We start from the raw sequence: 18,206 nt of genomic DNA, 5'->3' as shown, positions 1-18,206 counted from the left end.
GCAGAGGACGCAGATTTCGCAGATGAAAATCCGAGGATCCGCTTTTATCTGCGTCATCTGCGGTTGAAAGTTCATTTCCCCGTCAGCTCGGCCACGAGGCGCGGGGCCTCGTAGATCTTGGCGAGGACTTCGAGGATGGCGCGGGCATCCACGCTGACGGTGCGGTTGGCTCGGCCGTCGTAGTAGTAGCGGGCCGGGAGGCTCTCCAGGTTGCCGTCGAAGGCCAGGCCCACCAGCTCGCCGCGCTTGTCCACCACGGGGCTGCCGGAGTTGCCGCCGATGATGTCGTTGGTGGAGACGAAGTTGTAGGGCGTGGTCAGGGTGAGGGTGTCCCGGCGGGCCAGCCAGCGGGCGGGCAGGCGCCAGGTGTCCCGATCGAGGCCGGAGGCCGTTCCGCCCCAACCCTCGAAGCGATCCATCAGGCCGTGGAAGGTGGTGAAGGGCTGGATCAGGGTTCCGTTCGCGGGATAGGCGGCGACGGCGCCCGCGGAGAAGCGGAGCGTGAAGGTGGCGTCCGGATAGGTGGACGTGCCGTAGAGGGCGAAGCGGGCGCGGGCGATCCGCGCGGCGTGATCGCGGAGGGGCCCTTCTACCCGCGCCTCGGTGCGGGTGCGGAGGTCCCGCTGGAAGGGATCCAGGATCCGCGCCAGGGCGATCATCGCGTCGCCGCTGGCGGCCAGGGCCGGGGCGCCCCCGTCGAGCAGCCGCCGCACTTCGTCGGGATCCTGAAGGCGGCTGCCTTCCACCGCCTTCCGCGCCGCGGCCTCCGGCGTCGCGCCGCCCAGCATCGCCTTCACGAAGGGGTGGTCGGCGCCCAGCACCTCCTGCGCCTCCTTCAGCCCGTCAGTCAGGAGGTGGACCTCCAGGGCGGCGTCGAAAGGGACGGGACGGGGCTTGATCAGGCGCTCGCGGAGGGCCTGCAGGCCGCCGTCGGAAAACTCCGGCAGGCGGTCCTTCTCGGGCTTGGCGACCTCCGCGGGAATCCGCACGAGGTTGAGCGCCGTGGCCAACAGCTCGGAACTCCGGGCGTGGACCACCTGGGTTTCGGGGGCCAGGGCTTCCGATTCGCGGAGGGCGCCCTCGATCCGCTCCCAGCTCCCGCCCGCCTCGGCCTTCAGCCGCGGATCGGCCGCCACCGCGGCCACCAGCCGGCGCTCGGCGGCTTCCACTTGGGCCATCCCTTCCGCGTCCTTCAGGCCGGCGAGGTAGCCCCGGGTGGCCTTGAGGCCGTTGTCCAGGCTGTAGATCTGGCCGCCCACCAGGGCGCGGGCTTCGAACCCGCGGGCGGCGAAGGCCTCCAGGGCGGCGCGGCGGCGCTCCATGGTCTTGATCTGGCGCGGAGTGCCGGCGTCCCGCGCGTGGCGCATCTGGGAGAGGGTCCACAGGCGGCTGGTGGAGCCCGGATGGCCGGATACGAAGGTGGAATCTCCCGCCTTCAGCCCGCCGCGGGTCCAGGCCAGGTGGTGCTCGGGGCGGTAGGGCCGACCCTGCTCGTAGACCCGCAGCAGCGCGAAATCCAAGTGGTGGCGCGGATAGGTGAAGTTGTCGTAGTCCCCGCCGAACCGCGCCACCGCCAGTTCCGGCGCCACGACGAGGCGCACGTCGGTGAACTTCCGGTAGCCGTAGAGCCAGGTCTGGCCGCCCTGGTAGAGGGAGACGATCTCCACGGTGAGCCCGGTGCGGACGCGAAGTTCCTCCCGGGCCTTCTGGCTCTCCAGCTCCCGGGCCCGTAGCACCTCGGCCTCCGTGCGGCCGGGGGCCTGGGCCACGCGGGCGGTGATGTCCACGGCCTGGACGAGCTGCATCAGTTCGAGCCCGGGGACCTTCAGCTCCGCGCCGCGGTCCGCGGCGACGAACCCGTCCTTCAGCAGGTCCCGCTCCCGCGTCGACAGCCGCTGAACCAGCCCGCGCACGACGTGGTGGTTCGTGAGGACCAGCCCGTCGGCGCTGACGAAGGAGCCCGACCCGCCGGGGAAGCGCAGACTGGCGAGGCGCAGGTGGTCGAGCCATTCCCGCGTGGGCTCGAAGCCGTGGGCGGCCTTGAGCTGCGCGAGGGGCAGGTTGTCGAAGGTCCACATCCCCTCGTCCGCGCGCAACGCGGGGAGGGCAAGCAGCAATGCGAGGGACGGGGCGACGGCGGTCAGGCGCATGGGAACTCCGGAAGAAATTCAGGAAGAGGAACCGCAGATGACGCAGATTTTGCAGATGAAAACCCAGGCTCTGCTTTTATCTGCGCCCTCTGCGGTGAGAGACCTTTCCCCCTAGCGGAGTCCTACTTGCCCGTCAGCTCGGCGACGAGCGACGCGGCGCCGTAGACCTTGTCCAGGGCGTGGACGATGGCGCGGGCATCCACGGAGACGCCGCGGTTCACGGCCTCGTCGTAGAAGTAGTTGCCCGGCAGGCTCTCGATGTTGCCGTCGAAGATCAGGCCCACCAGCTCGCCCTTGGTGTCGATGACGGGGGAGCCGGAGTTGCCGCCGATGATGTCCACCTTGTGGACGAAGTTGAACGGCAGCGAGGGGTTCAACTCCGCCCGCTTGTCCACCCAGCGCTGGGGCAGCGTCCAGGCGTTCTCGTGGGCGTGGGCCGCGTTGCCGCCCCACCCGTCGTAGCGGTCGAAGAGGCCGCCGAAGGTCGTGAAGGGCTGGATCAGCGTCCCGTTGCCCTTGTACTCCGCCACGGCGCCGTAGGAGAGGCGCAGGGTGAAGGTGGCGTCGGGATAGGTGTTCTTGCCGTAGACGGCGAAGCGGGCCTTGGCGATGCGGGTGCCGTGCTCGGTAATCACGCTCTGGACCTGCTCCTCCTGCTTCTTGCGGAGGGAGCGGCTCAGGGGATCGAGCTTGCGGGCGAGCACGATCATCGGATCCTGGGACTCGGCGACGGCCTTCTTCCCGCCGGCCAGCAGCGCCTTGCGGACTTCGGGATCCGCCAGCTTGGAACCCTCGACCGCGGCCTTCGCCGCTTCCGCGGGGGACTTCCCGCCCAGCATCGCCTTTACGAAGGGGTGCTGAGACCCCAGTTCCTTGACGGCATCTTCCAGTCCCTGCGTGAACAGGAAGATCTCCTGCTCCTTGTAGAAGGGCGCGGGAATTCCGACGCGGGCCTTGGCCGCCTTCAGGTTGGCGTCGCTGTACTCGGCCAGGCGCTTCTCGCTGGGGAGGCCTTCCTCGTCGGCGATCCGCACGAGGGTGAGGGCGTGGCCGAGCAGCACGGAATTGGCCGTGCCGACGTTGAGGGATTCCTTGGTCAGCCCCTTCGCCACCTGGGTGGCCTGATCGATCTTGGTCCAGCTCTGGCCGGTCTCGGCGGCGAGGTTGGGATCCTTGGCGACGCGGGCGCGCAGGTCCTTCTCGGCGGCCTCGATGCGGGCCATGGCCTCCTTGTTCTTCAGCCCGGACCAGTAGCCGGTGGTGGCCTTGATGCTGTTCTCGATCCCGAAGATCTGGGTGTTGACCTGGCGGGCGGCCTCGGGCGAGGTCTTGCCGTAGGCCACCATCGCGGCCTTGCGGCGCTCCATGGACTTCAGGCGCATGGGAATGGCGAAGTCGCGGGAGTAGATCATCTGGGCCAGCGTGTCCTGGCGGCTGGTGCGGCCGGGATGGCCGGTGACGAAGGTGAGGTCGCCCGCCTTGAGGCCGGTGTCCGTCCACTTCAGGAACTGCGAGGGCGCGTAGGGCTTGCCGTTCTCGTAGACGCGGAAGATGGAGAAGTCCAGGTTGTGGCGGGGGTAGGTGAAGTTGTCGGGATCGCCGCCGAAGAAGGCGATCTGCTGCTCGGGCGCGAACACCAGGCGCACGTCGGTGTGCTTCTTGTAGCTGTAGATCCAGTGCTCGCCGCCCTGGTAGAGGGTGACGTGCTCGCAGGTGAGCCCGCTCTTCTCCTGCATCTCCTGCTTGATCTTCTCGATCTCGGCGTCCCGGGCCTTCAGGGCGGCCTTCTCGGGCGTGCCGGGCTTCACGGCCTTGGCCACCCGGGCGGTGACGTTCTCCATGGCCATGAGCGTCATCAGCTCCAGCCCGGGAACCTTGATCTCCTGCTCGCGGGTGGCGGCGGCGAAGCCGTTCTTCACGTAGTCGGCCTCCTTGCTGCTGACGCGCTGGATCCAGCCGCGGCCGACGTGATGGTTGGTGAGCACCAGCCCGTCCTTGCTGACGAAGGAGCCCGATCCGCCGGGGAACCGCAGGGCGGAGAGGCGGACGTGGTCGAGCCAGGCCTGGTCCGGCGCCCAGCCGTACTTCTCGGAGATCTTCTTGGTCGGCAGGTTGTCGAAAGTCCACATGCCTTCTTCCGCCCGGAGGGCGGATCCGGCCAGGGCCAGGGCGAGCACGGACAGGGTCAGGGCGCGGGGCTGCATGGGATTCTCCTTCGAACGAACGGCTGGCGGCGGTAAATGACCATCGTATCACGAAGTATCGCTTTCACCCCGGCGCGAGACCCATCATCGGCGCCATGTCCGCGACGCTCTCCCCCCTCCGCGCCGGCTGGCCGGCCCTCCTCCTCGCCGCCTCCCTGGCCGCGCAGGACCGGCCGCCCGGTCCCATCCAGGACAACTCCTTCCTGGTGGAAGAGGCCTACAACCAGGACCCGGGCGTGGTGCAGCACATCAACACCTTCACCCGCGACCGGCGGACGGGGGACTGGACCGCGGTCTTCACCCAGGAATGGCCGGTCGGCGGGATCGCCCACCAGCTCAGCTACACCCTGCCCTGGCAGCGGATCGGCGCGGCGCCGGGCCGGAGGCAGGGCTTCGGGGACGTCGCCCTGAACTACCGCTACCAGCTGGTGGGCGACGGGGACGCCGCGCTGGCCGTGGCGCCCCGGTTCTCCCTCCTGCTGCCCACGGGCGACGCCGAGGACGGCTACGGCAAGGGCGCGGCCGGGTATCAGGTGAGCCTGCCGGTGAGCTTCACCCTCGGTCCAAGCCTGGTCGGCCATTTCAACGCCGGCGGCACCCTCACCCCGCGCGCGGGCACCGCCGCGGCCCGGGCGACGACGCGGGACTGGGAGCTGGGCCAGAGCTTCGTCTGGCTGGCGGCCCCCCGGTTCAACCTGATGCTGGAGTATCTCTACACCCGCACCCAGCGCGTGATGGGCCCCGGATCCGTGCAGGGCCAGGGCGCGGCCTACCTCAGCCCCGGCATCCGCTGGGCCTACGACTTTCCCGGCGGCCTCCAGGTCGTGCCCGGGGTGGCGGTGCCCTTCGGCGTGGGCCCCACCCGCGGGGAGACGGCCCTGCTCCTCTACCTCAGCTTCGAGCACCCCTTCGGGAAGGCCGCGCGGACGCCCTGAAAGCGAAGGGGCCGCAGCAGCGGCCCCTCCGGAAGCTGGCGGCGGCTTACCTCTTCCCGCGCTTGCCCATCTTGGAGTCCAGGTACCAGATGGCCCCACCCTGATCGCCGACGGCGTGCAGGTGATCCACGATCTCGCCCACGCCCGCCTCTTCCTCCACCTGCTCGGTGACGTACCACTGGAGGGCGATCTCGCTGGCGTGGTCCTTCTCGGCCCGGGCCAGCTCGAACAAGGCGTTGATGCTCGCGGTGATGGTCTTCTCGTGGCCCAGGGTCTGCTCGAAGACCTGGATCACGCCGCCGAAATCCTTGGGGGGCGCGGCGATGGCCTGCAGCTCCAGCTTGCCGCCGCGGTCCAGGAGGAAGGTGATCAGCTTGGCGGCGTGGGCGGTCTCCTCGGAGGCCTGCACCGCCAGCCAGTGGGCGAAGCCCTTGAAGCTCTTGCCGGCGCAATGGGCGCCCATGGCCAGATACAGCTGGGCGGAATACTGCTCCAGGTTGATCTGAGCGTTCAGCGCGTCCTGCATGGTCTTGCTGATCACGAATGACCTCCTTCTCCGCTATGGGATGAAGAAGAGTCTAGCGCGAGGGCTCAGAAGGAGAGCCCATCCAACCGGCCCAGCAGCCGCTGCCAGCCCAGCCGCGCCAGGGCATCCGGCGCCTGGGGACTGGCGAAGGCCAGGACCCGCTCCCCGGCCGCGTCGTAGCACTCCAGCCGGTGGCGCTCGCCGGAAGGGGTGGGCTGGGTCACGGACCAGATCCCGTCGAGGCGGGAGGGATCCAGCTCCAGGGCGGCGTCGCCCATCCGGAAGGTCCAGCCCTGGGAGCCCAGGACCAGCTCCTCCACGGGAGATTCGAGAACCTGGGTGCAGTGGCGGTTGCCCACCTGGGCGTGAACCGGCAGACCCGCGTCCGCCAATCCCTGGAGGAAGCCCGCCAGGTCGTGCCGGGGGACGAGGTGGGTGTAGAGGCCCTCCATGGCCCGCAGCGCGAGAAGGCGGTCGATGCCGAGGCCATCCAGCCGGACCTCCAGGTCGCGGTCGGATTCCGCCTGGCTCCACGCCTCGCGCAGCATCCACACGGGGCAGTCGAGGGATTTCGGGACCACGGGGCCCGCGGCGGCGGGGCGGTGCCGCAGGCAGTTCCAGCAGCCGTGGTGACGGCGGACCAGGGTGATGAACGCCTCCCAGGCGGCGGGATCCGGCAGCGTCACCTGGTGGGCGAGGTCGCCGCCTTCCCCGAACAGCAGAAGGCAGGGCGGCGTGTCGGTGAAGTCCATGGTGCGGCTGAGCACCGCCACCGTGTGCCGCCAGGAGGCATCCAGCCACCGCAGGCCGCTGGCGTCGCCGAACAGGGTGGCGCCCTCGTCACCGGGCAGGACGACCTTGACCGCTTCCCGGCGGGTGCAGGTGACGCAGGCGTTGCGGGTGGTGTAGTCCACGCGCCCCAGCGAAGGAAGGTCCAGCAGGAGGCCCCGGGCGTTCCGCTGGAGGGGCATCAGCCGGATGTCCTCGCGGGCGTGGAGCGCCTCCAGATCCGAAGGTCCGCCTTCCCTGCTCCGGGCTTCCCCGGCCGTGAACGATCCGATCCAGTTCCCTTCACTCAGCATTCCGCACCTCCCCGGCCGCCGCGGGCCCCGCCGCCGCGCGAGGGGCCTCCTTCCGGTCCGCCGGCGACGCCGGCCTCCGCTCCGCCCGGGGCTCATCGCCCGGCGCGAGGAGCGCCTTGAGAGCTTCCACGGAACCCCGGACGCGGATCATCGGAACCTCCTGCGGAAGGTGACGCCGAGTCCGGGATGGGCCCGGCGGACCCCACCGGAACCAGATTACACATATTGAGATTAAGTCTCAGTATGATTTTAATCACACCTGCTAGAACTTCCACTTCACGCGGGCGGCCAGGGTGCGGGGCGGGATGACGTGGGTGCCGCCGAAGGTGCTGAGGAAGTTGTACAGGCCCTTCTCGTCGGTGGCGTTCAGCAGGTCCAGGCCCACCGCCAGCCGGTGGTGGTCCGCCAGCGTCCACTCCTGGCCCACGCTGAGGTTCCAGGTGGTGCGCGGCTGAATGCGCCAGGTCCCTTCGGAATCCAGCCGCACGTAGCGCGACCCGAAGTCGTAGTCCGGATTCCCGGCCACTTCGGTGGGATCGCCCGCCACGAGGCCCGAATCGTAGCGGCCGATGACCTGGGCCGTGAATCCCTGGTGCTCGTAGGTCACGCCCGCCTGGGCGCTGAGCTTCTGGTCGTGGTCGATGAGGAACCGCTCGCCGGGGGCCGCTTCCGGCGCCTCCAGCTGGAGCCCGCCCACCAGGGGCGCCTGGAAGATGGCCCGGGTGCGGCCCAGGCTGAGGTAGGCGGACCAGCCGTTCACGGGCACCAGGTCGAGGCGGACGTTCATGCCGCGGAACAGGCCCCGGTCGGCGCCCACAGGAAACAGCACCCCCGTGTTGAGGAACTGCGCGTTGTCGCCCGCGTTGCGGCTGCGCTTCTCCCAGTACTCCACCATCACCCGGCCCGCGCGCCCCAGCTGCTGCTCCACGCCGTAGCTGTAGGAGTGCTGGCGCTCCGGGCGCAGGGGCTGCCGCGGCGTGCCGGCGTTGGGGCCGAGATCCCAGGCCTCCTGCGACAGCGACAGCGCCAGGTTCTCGTTCTCGCGGAGAACCAGCAGGCGGTCGTAGCTGGCGCGGAGGACGGTCCCCGTCTCGAAGTGGTAGCTCAGGCCCACGCGGGGCTGGAACAGGTTGTCCGACAGGTCCTCCACCTTGTAGGCGTCGTGGCGCAGGCCCAGGGCGAGGAAGAAGGAACCGAGGTGGATGTCGTTCTGGATGAACGCCGAGGTGAGCGTCGGCCGGATCCGGGCGTCGAACCGGAAGATCCGGCCGCCGCCGGCGGGCGTGTAGGGATAGAGCGGGTCGGACGGATCGGCCACGGCGGCGTCGTCCGTGACCGCGAAGCGGAAGTCCTCGTGGATGGGGAAGGCGATGTGCTGGACGCCCGCCTTCAGCAGGTTCTCCTTGCCCCACCGCTGGGTGAAGGCCACCTGGACGCCCAGGTTGTCGAGGGTGCGGTCCTGCTTCGCCCAGTAGGGGGAATCCGGCCGCGGCGCGGCGGAAAAGCCGTCGGCCAGGTCCTCGCTGGGCTTCAGCTCCGCCCGGGAGGCCCGGTAGAACACGGAGGCGTCCAGGCTCTGCGCGGCGCTGAACAGGTGCGCCCAGGCCAGGCTCGCGTTGAAATCCGACGTCGTAGCGCGCTGATCCTGGCCCTGGGCCTGCTGGGAGACCAGATTCGCCACCTCCCGGTCCGTGCGGCCCCCGGACAGCGAGAAGCGCAGCGTGTCCTGGCTGCCGAGGATCCAGTCGAAGCGCGAGAAGGCCCGGCCGGTCTTCCCGTGGTTGTGCAGGTTCTCGAAATTGACGGGATCCAGGAAGCGGTCGCTCTCGCTGGCGGCGCCGCTCACGAACCACCCGAAGGCGTCCTTCCCGCCGCGCGCGGAGAATCCGGCCTCGGAGGTGCGGAACCGCGAGGCGCCGAAGGTGGCCTCGCCCTCAAAGCCGCCGGGGGTGCCCAGCCCCGATTTCGTGGTGAGGTTCACCACCACCACGGGCTTGCCGCCGTACTCCGCGGAGATTCCGCCGGTGATCACCTCCATGCTCTCGACCTGGGAGGGATCCATGCTGTTGCTGAAGGTGGCGTGGACCTGGTCGGATACCGGGATTCCGTCCACCACGTAGGTCATCTGGCCGTGGCTCCCGCGGAAGTGGAAGCGGCCGTTCTCGTCGGCGATGAAGCCCGGAGTGGTGAGCAAGATGCTCTCCATGGCGCGGCTCTGGACCGGCGCCGGCGCGCGCTCGATGGTGGTCTTGTCGATGGAGAGGTGAGTGGAGGGATGGTCCTCCACCAGGCGGAGGTTCTCCTCCACCACCACGACGGCGCCCTCGGGCTTGAGGCCCACCGCCACTTGGAGGGGCAACTGGCTGTGGACGTCCACGTCCTGGTGGGTGGCGACCAGCCCCGGCGCGCGGGTGTCGAGGTGGTAGGCGTTGAAGGGCACGTTCCGGAAGGTGAAGGTACCCTGGGCGTCGGTCTTCGCCTGCTGGCGGTAGCCCGACACGGGGTTGGACAGCACCAGCGTCGCGCCGGCCACGGGCCGTCCCCGGTCATCCGATACGCGGCCGGACATCTGGCCGCTGGTGGCCGCGGCGAAGGCGGAACCCGCCGCGAGCAGGGCCAGGACAAGGGGACGGGAACCGCTAGGCACCATGGAAAAGCCTCCAGATGGAAATCATTTCCAAAAAAATGCGATCCCGTCAATAGAATTTTTTTTCATTTAGACCCTCAACCTTTTACTAAACCCTTGAAGGGCCTGCGCGAAGATCATGAATACGTTCAGCGCGCGGGGAGGCTTTCGAGATGAAGCGGAAAAAGGTGTGGATCATCGCTGGCGGCCTGGTGGTCGTCCTCGTCGCGGGCCTCATCGTGGCAGGGACGAAGGACAAGGGGACCGCCGTCCAGATATCCACGGTGGCCAAGGAGAACATCCAGTCCAAGGTGAGCGCCAACGGCCGGATCCAGGCGGTGACCAAGGCCGACATCTCGGCCAACGTGATGGGCCAGGTGACGCGCCTCGCCGTGAAGGAAGGCGACCGGGTCACCAAGGGCCAGTTCCTGATGGAGATCGATCCCCGCAGCGCGCAGGCCAATGCCGATGCCATGCAGGCCAACCTCCACGCCACCCGGTCCGACCTGGCTTCCGCGACGGCCAACCTCGTCCAGGCCCGCGCCGATTTCGAGCGCGCCAAGGCCAACCGCTCCGCCGGCATCATCGCCACCGCCGACTTCGAGCGCGCCAAGACCACCTTCGACACGGCCCAGGCCGCCGAGGAAACCGCCCGCCGCCGCGCGGAGCAGGCCCGGGCCAACGTCAGCCAGTCCAACGTGGGCCTGGGCTACTCCACCATCTCCGCCCCCATGGACGGCGTGGTCACCGCCCGCCGGATCGAGATAGGGGAAACCGCCGTCCCCGGCATCCAGAACCAGGCCGGCACCGTTCTGCTCACCGTCTCGGACATGAGCAAGGTGGAGGCCGAGATGGAAGTGGACGAAGCCTCCATCCCCAGCGTGAAGCTGGGCCAGGAGGCCCAAGTGCGGATCGACGCCTATCCCAACGAGGTCTTCCAGGGCCAGGTCACCGAAGTGGGCGGCAGCCCCATCCTCAAGACCACCGCCAACGAGGCCACCAAGTTCAAGGTCAAGGTCTGGATCAAGAATCCGCCCTTCACCATCAAGCCCGGCCTGTCCGCCCAGGCGGACATCTTTACCGGCAACCGCGACCAGGTGCTGGCCATTCCCTTCCAGGCGCTGGTGATGCGGGAGATCAAGCTCAAGCCCGGCGAAACCCGCCAGCCCGGCGCGCCCCGCGAAGAGGAAGGCGTGTTCCTCCAGGAGGGCGGAAAGGCCAAGTTCGTCCCGGTGAAGACCGGCCTCATGGGCGACCTGTCCGTGGAAGTGCTCTCGGGCCTCAAGGGCGGCGAGACCCTCATCACCGGCCCCAACCGCGCGCTCCGGGACCTGAAGGGCGGCGAGGACGTCCGCGTGGAGAAGGCCAAGAAGAAGGAAGAGCCCAAGGGCTGAGCCGTCCATGAACTACACCGAACTCCTCCGCTCCGCCGTGCGGGCGATCCGCGCGCACACCCTCCGCAGCTTCCTGACGCTGCTGGGCGTCATCATCGGCGTGAGCACCATCGTGGCGGTGGTGGGCGTGATCTCCGGCCTGAACACCTACGTGAAGGAGAAGATCATCGTCCTGGCGCCGGACGTGTTCATCGTCCAGAAGTTCGGGATCATCCGCAGCCGCAAGGAGTTCCTGGACGCCGTCAAGCGCCCGCCCATCACCTGGACGGAGTACGAGCGCCTGTCCAGCGGGCTGCTGAAGGAAGCCAGCCAGGTGTCCGCCGCCTCGGGCAACGCCATGCCCGTGAACTACGGCGACAAGCGCCTGCCGGACGTGGTGGTCATCGGCGCCACGGCCAACTTCGGGACGCTGTTCAACCTGGAGATGGAATCGGGCCGCTACTTCAGCGACAACGAGAACCAGGCCTCCCAGGCCGTGGCGGTGATCGGGGCCAATACCCGCGAAGAGTTGTTCCCCCACCTGGACCCCGTGGGCCGGATCCTGCTCATCCGGGGCCTGCCCTTCCGGATCATCGGCGTGATGCCCAAGCAGGGCCGCAGCATCGGGTTCAACCAGGACGGCCGGATCTACATCCCGCTCCAGGTCTACCGGAAGAACTTCATGGCCGCCAACGAGACCCTGGAGCTGCACATCAAGGCCCGGGGCGGCGTCGAAGGGTTGGACGCCTCCATGGACGAGGTGCGGGCCATGTTCCGCGCCATGCGCCACACCAGCTTCAAGAGCCCCGATCCCTTCGGGATCCTCACCCAGGAGAGCCTCCAGCAGCTGTGGAAGGCCATCAGCAGCGCCGCCTTCCTCCTGCTGATGCTGATCTCCAGCGTCAGCCTCGGCGTGGGCGGGATCGTGATCATGAACATCATGCTGGTGAGCGTGGTGGAGCGCACCCAGGAGATCGGCGTCCGCATGGCCCTGGGCGCCAAGAAGAAGGACATCCGCCGCCAGTTCCTGCTGGAGGCCGCGCTGCTCTCCGCAGGCGGCGGCGTGATCGGCGTCCTGGTGGGCTCCGCGGGGGCCTTCACCATCCGGGCCCTGGCGGACTTCCCCGCCCAGATCACGCCCGGAATCGTGCTGACGGGCATCCTCCTCAGCACCCTCGTGGGCCTCCTGGCGGGCTTCCTCCCCGCCTACCGCGCCTCCAACCTCGTCGTCATCGACGCGATCCGGGCGGAGTGACCATGCGCAGCCGGAAAACGGGATTCGGGGCCATCGGGGGCGAGAACGTGCGGTTCGCCTTCCGGGCCATGGTGGCCCAGAAGCTGCGGAGCTTCCTCACGCTGCTGGGAATCGTCGCGGGGGTCGCCACCGTCATCGCCATGGTGAGCTTCGTGTCGGGGTTCAACGGGGCGGTGACCGACAGCTTCAGCGCCTTCGGCACCACCCTCGTCCAGTTCCAGAAGTACGAGCCGCGCTTCGGCGGCGGCGGTCCCCTGCCCGAGGACCAGAAGCGCCGGCGGAACCTCACCATCGAGGACGCCGAGGCCCTCAAGCGCACCGCCACGCTGGCGGCGGCGGTCTCCCAGGAGCGCTACCTCTTCGGGGCCGCGGGCGCCTCCCTCACGGTCAAGACCCCCGAAGGCACCGAGGCCAACGGCCCCACCCTGGTGGGAACCAACTCCGACTACGCGCCCTCCAACAACGCCTTCGTCCAGGACGGCCGCTTCCTGAGCGACGCCGACATCACCCACAGTTCCCGCGCCTGCGTCGTCGGGCCCGAGACCGCCACCGCCCTGTTCGGGCGGAAGGATCCCATCGGCCGCCAGGTGCTGATCAACGGGATCGCCTTCAGCGTGGTGGGCCTGCTGGAGAAGAAGGGCAGCTTCCTGGGCGGCGACGCCGACAACATCCTGCTGATCCCCATCAGCACCTTCGACGACATGTTCCCCCAGATCAAGAACGGCACCGGCGACACCATCCACATCGCCACCGTTCCCAAGGACCCCAAGCGGATGTACGACATGATGGACCAGGAAGTGGCCATCCTCCGCGCCCGCCGGGGCCTGCGGGCCAACCAGCCCAACGACTTCGCCATCTTCACCAGCGAGGCCCAGCTCAAGACCTTCCAGCAGATCACCGGCGGCATCGCGGGCGCCATGATCCTGATCGCCGCCATCGCGCTGCTGGTGGGCGGCGTGGGCGTCATGAACATCATGCTGGTGAGCGTCACCGAGCGCACCCGGGAGATCGGCATCCGCAAGGCCCTGGGCGCCACCCGCCGGGACATCGCCACCCAGTTCCTGGTGGAGGCCGTCACGCTGACCGGCGTGGGCGGCGCCGTCGGCATCGCCGTGGGGCTGGGGATCGCCATGCTGGTGCGGCTCGCCTTCGAATTCCCCGCCGCCGCGCCCATCTGGAGCATCGTCCTGGGCTTCGGCGTCAGCACCGCCGTCGGGCTGATCTTCGGCCTGTGGCCCGCATTGAAGGCGGCCAAACAGGATCCCATTGAGGCCCTCCGCTACGAATAGGCTTCCCATCGCCCGTGGGCCAGCGCCTGGGCGCTCGCCTTTGGCTCGGCGCACGGCGCCTGCTCCCCCGCGAACGGACGCGCCGCCGGCGCGTCCTCCCACTCGGCTTCGCCTCGCGGAGGGGGACCCGCGGCCCGCCCTGAAGGCCGCGAAACAGGATCCCATCGAGGCCCTGCGCTACGAATAACTCCCCTCGCCGCAGCGCTTCTTCCGCCGGCTCATTAAGCGCCTGATCGCGTTTAATGGGCCGTGTTTTCTGGGGATCGCACGAATTTAAGACTTCCTTTAAGGGGGACGATCCAGGAAAAACACCACAGGAGCCATCATGAACCTCCGCCTTTTCACAACGCTCGCCCTTCTCGCTCCGCTCTCCCTCGGAGCCCAGAGCCACGCCGCCCATCCGACCACCAAGGCCGCGGCGCCCGCGGCCGCCTCCGTCTCGGGCATCCCCGCGACGCCGGAAGCCGCCCTGGCCGAACTGACGGACGGCAATGGCCGCTTCGTCGCCGGCAAGCGCGTGCGCACCGTGGACACGGGCAACGACGCGGCGCTGCGGACGACCCTGGCCAAGGGCCAGTCCCCCTTCGCCACCATCATCACCTGCTCGGACAGCCGCGTGCCCGACAGCCTGGTGTTCGATCAGGAGATGGGCCGCCTGTTCACCATCCGCGAAGCGGGCAACGCCCCCGACCTGCAGGGCATCGCTTCCGCCGAATACGCCGCCGCCCACCTGGGCTCCAAGCTGATCGTCGTCATGGGTCACACCAGCTGCGGCGCCGTGAAGGCCGTCCGCGAGGCCAACGGCCAGCCCCTGCCGGGCAACCTGTGGTCCCTCCAGGCCGGCATGGCGGGCCTGCTGGAGAGCACGCCCCAGGATCCCAACGAGGACGCCAAGGGCCACACCGCCCGCCTGGAGGAAGCCAACGCCAAGCGCCAGGCCCACTCCATCCTGGACCGCTCCGTCCTGCTGCATGACCTGGCCGCGGCCGGCAAGATCCGCGTGGTCCCCGCCGTCTACAACCTGGCCTCCGGCAAGGTCCAGTTCTTCAAGGAAGTCGAAGTGAAGGCGGCCACCGTCGCCCAGCACCACTAGATTTCCAGGACCCCCGCCAGCGCCTGGGCCAGGCTCTCCAGCTGTTCAGCGGAGGCCCGGCCCAGGCGCTTCGCCAGTCGGCTCTTGTCCACCGTGAAGAGCTGCGTGGCGTTGGCCCAGGAATCCGCGGGCAGGCCGGTGTCCTTTCCCTTGGGGAGGGGAACGTAGAAGACGTAGGGCCGGGCCTGGGTGGTCAGAGGGACCACGATGGTGGTGCGCGCTCCCGGCGCGTGATTGCCGAGATCCGACTGGACGATGAGGCCGGGCCGGAAACCGCCCTGCTCCGAGCCCCGCCGCGGGTTCCAATCCAGCAGCCAGATCTCGCCGCGGGAGCACCGGGGCAGATCCTCCCGGATCATTTCGATTTCCGGGCGCGGTAGGTCCGGTGGGGAGGCTCGGCGGCCACGTCCGCCTGTGCGGAGAAGGCGTAGTCCACGTCCTGGGCCGCCTCATCCTTGCCATAGGCGGCCCAATCCGCGGCCAACCTGCGCCGGGCCGCCGCGGCCTGCTCCCGCCGCAGCAGGTCCGCCACCCAGCCGTTGACGCTCATGTCCTGGGCGTCCGCCGCCTCGCGGAGGAAGCGGCCCAGGTCGTCGTCGAGGCGAAGGGTGGTGGTGAACATTGATTGCATCCTTTGCCATCATTCTAGGCATCCCCGCGCCGGAAGCAACCCTGCCTTGCGCGGCGCTGATCGCGCGGCGCTCCGCTTCCGGCCACCATGGAGGGATGGACGCCCAAGAATTCCGCCGCCTCGGATATCAGCTCGTGGACTGGATCGCGGACTACCGCGAAGGCCTGGAGCGCCTGCCCGTCATGAGCCCCGCGCAACCCGGCGAGATCCGAGCTGCGTTCCCGGATCATCCGCCCCTCCACGGGGGCCGCGTGGCCCAGGCCCTCACGGCGCTCGAGCGCGACGTGCTGCCCGGCATCACCCACTGGAATCACCCGTCATTCTTCGCCTATTTCCCCAGCAACACCAGCTACGCGTCGATTCTCGGCGATCTGGCCGCCTCGGGGCTGGGCGCGCAGGGAATGAGCTGGCAGACCAGCCCCGCCGCCACCGAAGTCGAGGAAGTGGTCATGGATTGGCTCCGGCAGATGGTGGGCCTCAGCCCGGCGTTCACCGGCGTCATCCACGACACCGCCAGCACCGCCACCTTCACCGCCCTTCTCTGCGCGCGGGAGCGGGCCTCCGAGTACGCCCAGAACGGCGAGGGCCTCCAGAGCGGCGAGGCGCCGCTGGTGGTCTACGCCACGGACCAGGGCCACAGCTCCATCGAGAAGGCGGCCCTCCTCGCGGGCTTCGGCCGCAGCTTCCTCCGGCTGATCCCCACGGACGACGACCACGCCATCCGCGTGGACCTCCTGCGCGCGGCCATCGAGAAGGACCTCGAAATCGGCCTGCGCCCCTGCGCGCTGGTGGCCTGCGTGGGGACCACGGGAACGACCGCGGTGGATTCCGTGGCCGCCCTCGCGGACTTGGCGGAGGCCCACGGAATGTGGCTGCACGTGGACGCCGCCCTCGCCGGGACGGCCATGGTCCTGCCCGAGTGCCGCTGGATGTGGGACGGCGTGGAGCGGGCCGACAGCGTGGTGTTCAACCCCCACAAGTGGATGGGCGTGGGCTTCGACCTCAGCGCCTACTACGTGCGCGACCCCCAGCACCTGATCCGGGTCATGAGCACCAATCCCAGCTACCTGCGCACCGCGCAGGACGGCCAGGTGACCAATTTCCGGGACTGGCACATCCAGCTGGGTCGCCGCTTCCGCGCGCTGAAGCTGTGGTTCTACCTGATGGACGTGGGCGTGGAGGGCCTCCAGGCCCGCCTCCGCCGCGACCTGGACAACGCCCAGTGGCTGAAGGCGCAGGTGGACGCCGCGCCGGACTGGGAGCGCCTGGCGCCGGTGCCCCTCCAGACCGTCTGCCTTCGCCACCTGAAGCCCGGCCTGGACGCCGCCGCGCACGCCGCCCACAACCTCGACATCGCCCGCCGCGTGAACGAGAGCGGCCGCGCCTACCTCACGCCGTCGGTCCTCAAGGGAACGCAGATGCTCCGCGTCAGCATCGGCGCGGAGCCCACGGAGCGGCGCCACGTCGAGGCGCTGTGGCGGGCCCTCGTGGAGGCAGCCCAGGCGGAGTGAACCCGCCCTTCTCCGACGAACCGTCAAAATCCCGGACTTTCCCGTTGCATTCGGGAGATTCGAGGTGTCGGTCGGGTGGTCTGACCTGCTATCCTGGCGAAACGCCCGTCGTCCCTCGCGCTTCCGCGGGGACGACCTTTTCATATATCGGTCCCCCGCCCGCCCTGGAGGCTCCGTGTCGACGCCGCTGCTCTCTCCCGAGACGCCTGCCTTCGCTGTATCCGAAGGGAACCTCGTCCCCGTGGGCGACCACCTGGGCCGGTTGGCGCCCATCCCGCCGTCGCGGATGTTCCTCATCAACAAGTCGCTGAAGGTGTTCCAGGAGAAGCAGCCCGGCGTGCCCGTCTTCGACGCCAGCCAGGGCGATGGCGGCGCGTCGCTGCCCGGCGTGCCCGAGGCGCTGCTGGACCGGGCCTTCGCGCTCCAGAAGCAGCACGGCACGGCCTACGACATGCCCTTCGGCACCGATGCCTACCGAAGGGCCGTGGCGGAGCAGTACTGGAAGCTCGACGCGGCCACCGGCTGGGGGCCGGCCAACGTCATCGGCACCCAGGGCGGGCGCGACGGGCTGGTGAAGGCCTACCAGGCCATGCTGGCCCTGGGCCACGGCCGCCAGGGCGACGTGGTGGTGGTGAGCCGCGTGCCGTGGATCAGCTACAACTGGGGCCCCTACGGCATCGGCGCCAACGTGATGTGGGCGCCGGGCCGGGCCGAGGAAGGCTGGGCCTACTCCGAAGAGGGGATCCGGGCCTGCGTGGCCGAGGCCGCGAAATCCGGCCGCAAGGTCGCGGGCCTGGTCATCACCAGCCCCGACAACCCCACGGGCCAGACCCTCACCCTGGATCGCCAGATCGCCCTGGCCCGCGCGGCGCTGGAAGCGGGCGTGGCCTTCGTCCTGTTCGACTGGATGTACCACGCCGTGGGCGACGGCGAGCCCTACGACGTCAACGTCCTGCTGCGCGCCTTCGAGCCGGAGCTGCGCAAGCGCCTGATGATCCTCGACGGGATCACCAAGAGCCTCGGCGGATCCAATGTCCGCAACTGCCACCTGCTGGCGGACGAAGCCGTGGTGAAGGTGATCGTCGCCCAGGCCTCGCACACCGTGATCCCTTCCTTCTTCAGCCTGGCCGTGGCCATGGCCGCCTACGAGATGGGCTTCCGGAAGGCCTCCGCGCCCATCGCCGATCCCACCCGCGCCAGCCGCGCCTGGCTCCGCGGCTTCCTGAAGGACCAGGGCCTGACCCACATCATCGGCCAGGGCTACTACGCCTTCATCCGCGTGGCGGACGCCGTGGCCGCCCAGGGCTGGGCCGATTCCGAGCCCCTGGGCCAGCACCTCGCCGAGAACCACGGCGTGGCCGTCGTCCCCGGCGCCTTCTTCAGCCCCTACGGCGCCGAGTGGATCCGCTTCTCCTACGCCACGCCCGTGGAGCGCACCCAGGGCGCCGCGGAGCGGCTGATGGAAGCCCTGAAGACCCTTCAGAACTGAAAAGGATCACCACCAAGGCACCAAGAAAGACAAATCGAATTT

The 18,206-nt window shown here is 69.1% G+C and carries 15 protein-coding genes; 7 read left to right on the top strand and 8 right to left on the bottom strand.

Features of this window, described 5'->3' with window-relative positions; genetic code table 11:
* Nucleotides 1–71 precede the first annotated feature (71 nt).
* The gene (locus tag RAH39_RS04095) at nucleotides 72–2,150 is read right to left on the bottom strand and encodes a S46 family peptidase (RefSeq protein WP_306591533.1); all 2,079 of its coding nucleotides are present in this window, start codon (nucleotides 2,148–2,150) and stop codon (nucleotides 72–74) included.
* A gap of 122 nt (nucleotides 2,151–2,272) precedes the next feature.
* On the bottom strand, nucleotides 2,273–4,354 hold the full coding sequence (locus tag RAH39_RS04090; protein WP_306591532.1) for a S46 family peptidase: 2,082 nt from the start codon (nucleotides 4,352–4,354) through the stop codon (nucleotides 2,273–2,275).
* A gap of 95 nt (nucleotides 4,355–4,449) precedes the next feature.
* Here RAH39_RS04090 and RAH39_RS04085 point away from each other — a divergent pair, with 95 nt between their 5' ends.
* A complete protein-coding gene (locus tag RAH39_RS04085; RefSeq protein WP_306591531.1) occupies nucleotides 4,450–5,289 on the top strand; it encodes a transporter in 840 nt (279 codons plus the stop codon).
* Between the two features lie 46 nt (nucleotides 5,290–5,335).
* On the opposite strand, the gene RAH39_RS04080 is transcribed toward RAH39_RS04085, so the two are convergent.
* The 4 genes from RAH39_RS04080 to RAH39_RS04065 all read right to left on the bottom strand — a co-directional run bounded on the left by RAH39_RS04080 (nucleotide 5,336) and on the right by RAH39_RS04065 (nucleotide 9,547).
* Nucleotides 5,336–5,830, bottom strand: a complete 495-nt coding sequence (locus tag RAH39_RS04080; protein ID WP_306591530.1) for a ferritin — start codon at nucleotides 5,828–5,830, stop codon at nucleotides 5,336–5,338.
* A gap of 50 nt (nucleotides 5,831–5,880) precedes the next feature.
* Nucleotides 5,881–6,897: a ChuX/HutX family heme-like substrate-binding protein gene (locus RAH39_RS04075; protein ID WP_306591529.1), complete on the bottom strand. Its 1,017-nt coding sequence runs from the start codon at nucleotides 6,895–6,897 to the stop codon at nucleotides 5,881–5,883.
* Complete coding sequence (locus RAH39_RS04070; protein WP_306591528.1) at nucleotides 6,887–7,048, bottom strand: hypothetical protein; 162 nt, start codon at nucleotides 7,046–7,048, stop codon at nucleotides 6,887–6,889. Before RAH39_RS04070 ends, RAH39_RS04075 begins: the two co-directional genes overlap by 11 nt.
* A gap of 111 nt (nucleotides 7,049–7,159) precedes the next feature.
* Nucleotides 7,160–9,547, bottom strand: a complete 2,388-nt coding sequence (locus tag RAH39_RS04065; RefSeq protein ID WP_306591527.1) for a TonB-dependent receptor — start codon at nucleotides 9,545–9,547, stop codon at nucleotides 7,160–7,162.
* Nucleotides 9,548–9,696: 149 nt separating this feature from the next.
* On the opposite strand from RAH39_RS04065, the gene RAH39_RS04060 reads away from it, so the two are divergent.
* The 4 genes from RAH39_RS04060 (at nucleotide 9,697) to RAH39_RS04045 (ending at nucleotide 14,533) form a co-directional block, all read left to right on the top strand.
* The gene (locus tag RAH39_RS04060; RefSeq protein WP_306591526.1) at nucleotides 9,697–10,917 is read left to right on the top strand and encodes an efflux RND transporter periplasmic adaptor subunit; all 1,221 of its coding nucleotides are present in this window, start codon (nucleotides 9,697–9,699) and stop codon (nucleotides 10,915–10,917) included.
* 7 nt (nucleotides 10,918–10,924) lie between these two features.
* The gene (locus RAH39_RS04055; protein WP_306591525.1) at nucleotides 10,925–12,151 is read left to right on the top strand and encodes an ABC transporter permease; all 1,227 of its coding nucleotides are present in this window, start codon (nucleotides 10,925–10,927) and stop codon (nucleotides 12,149–12,151) included.
* Between the two features lie 2 nt (nucleotides 12,152–12,153).
* Nucleotides 12,154–13,440: an ABC transporter permease gene (locus tag RAH39_RS04050; RefSeq protein WP_306591524.1), complete on the top strand. Its 1,287-nt coding sequence runs from the start codon at nucleotides 12,154–12,156 to the stop codon at nucleotides 13,438–13,440.
* A gap of 325 nt (nucleotides 13,441–13,765) precedes the next feature.
* Entirely contained in the window at nucleotides 13,766–14,533 is a 768-nt protein-coding gene (locus RAH39_RS04045; protein WP_306591523.1) for a carbonic anhydrase, read from the top strand.
* Here RAH39_RS04045 and RAH39_RS04040 read toward each other — a convergent pair.
* On the bottom strand, nucleotides 14,530–14,892 hold the full coding sequence (locus tag RAH39_RS04040) for a type II toxin-antitoxin system PemK/MazF family toxin (protein ID WP_306591522.1): 363 nt from the start codon (nucleotides 14,890–14,892) through the stop codon (nucleotides 14,530–14,532). The two genes, RAH39_RS04045 and RAH39_RS04040, sit on opposite strands and share 4 nt — an antisense overlap.
* Nucleotides 14,889–15,155, bottom strand: coding sequence for a toxin-antitoxin system HicB family antitoxin (locus RAH39_RS04035; protein WP_306591521.1), 267 nt, complete (start codon nucleotides 15,153–15,155; stop codon nucleotides 14,889–14,891). Before RAH39_RS04035 ends, RAH39_RS04040 begins: the two co-directional genes overlap by 4 nt.
* 104 nt (nucleotides 15,156–15,259) lie before the next feature.
* Between RAH39_RS04035 and RAH39_RS04030 the strand changes: the two genes are divergently transcribed.
* Together RAH39_RS04030 and RAH39_RS04025 are read left to right on the top strand one after the other, a co-directional pair.
* Nucleotides 15,260–16,675: a pyridoxal phosphate-dependent decarboxylase family protein gene (locus RAH39_RS04030; protein ID WP_306591520.1), complete on the top strand. Its 1,416-nt coding sequence runs from the start codon at nucleotides 15,260–15,262 to the stop codon at nucleotides 16,673–16,675.
* Nucleotides 16,676–16,850: 175 nt separating this feature from the next.
* The gene (locus RAH39_RS04025; RefSeq protein WP_306591519.1) at nucleotides 16,851–18,164 is read left to right on the top strand and encodes an aminotransferase class I/II-fold pyridoxal phosphate-dependent enzyme; all 1,314 of its coding nucleotides are present in this window, start codon (nucleotides 16,851–16,853) and stop codon (nucleotides 18,162–18,164) included.
* The last annotated feature ends 42 nt before the right edge of the window (nucleotides 18,165–18,206 follow it).

The sequence above is a fragment of the Geothrix sp. 21YS21S-4 genome, from assembly GCF_030845995.1.
In the GTDB taxonomy this organism is placed as follows: domain Bacteria; phylum Acidobacteriota; class Holophagae; order Holophagales; family Holophagaceae; genus Geothrix.
Note: the sequence above shows the minus strand (reverse complement) of the source record. Positions and strands in the feature narration are given on the sequence as shown.

Excerpts from the sequence above, each read along its gene's own strand:
- RAH39_RS04095 (WP_306591533.1), bottom strand. The coding sequence starts at position 2,150 with ATGCGCCTGACCGCCGTCGCCCCGTCCCTCGCATTGCTGCTTGCCCTC.
- RAH39_RS04090 (WP_306591532.1), bottom strand. The coding sequence starts at position 4,354 with ATGCAGCCCCGCGCCCTGACCCTGTCCGTGCTCGCCCTGGCCCTGGCC.
- RAH39_RS04085 (WP_306591531.1), top strand. The coding sequence starts at position 4,450 with ATGTCCGCGACGCTCTCCCCCCTCCGCGCCGGCTGGCCGGCCCTCCTC.
- RAH39_RS04075 (WP_306591529.1), bottom strand. The coding sequence starts at position 6,897 with ATGCTGAGTGAAGGGAACTGGATCGGATCGTTCACGGCCGGGGAAGCC.
- RAH39_RS04070 (WP_306591528.1), bottom strand. The coding sequence starts at position 7,048 with ATGATCCGCGTCCGGGGTTCCGTGGAAGCTCTCAAGGCGCTCCTCGCG.
- RAH39_RS04065 (WP_306591527.1), bottom strand. The coding sequence starts at position 9,547 with ATGGTGCCTAGCGGTTCCCGTCCCCTTGTCCTGGCCCTGCTCGCGGCG.
- RAH39_RS04060 (WP_306591526.1), top strand. The coding sequence starts at position 9,697 with ATGAAGCGGAAAAAGGTGTGGATCATCGCTGGCGGCCTGGTGGTCGTC.
- RAH39_RS04055 (WP_306591525.1), top strand. The coding sequence starts at position 10,925 with ATGAACTACACCGAACTCCTCCGCTCCGCCGTGCGGGCGATCCGCGCG.
- RAH39_RS04050 (WP_306591524.1), top strand. The coding sequence starts at position 12,154 with ATGCGCAGCCGGAAAACGGGATTCGGGGCCATCGGGGGCGAGAACGTG.
- RAH39_RS04045 (WP_306591523.1), top strand. The coding sequence starts at position 13,766 with ATGAACCTCCGCCTTTTCACAACGCTCGCCCTTCTCGCTCCGCTCTCC.
- RAH39_RS04040 (WP_306591522.1), bottom strand. The coding sequence starts at position 14,892 with ATGATCCGGGAGGATCTGCCCCGGTGCTCCCGCGGCGAGATCTGGCTG.
- RAH39_RS04035 (WP_306591521.1), bottom strand. The coding sequence starts at position 15,155 with ATGTTCACCACCACCCTTCGCCTCGACGACGACCTGGGCCGCTTCCTC.
- RAH39_RS04030 (WP_306591520.1), top strand. The coding sequence starts at position 15,260 with ATGGACGCCCAAGAATTCCGCCGCCTCGGATATCAGCTCGTGGACTGG.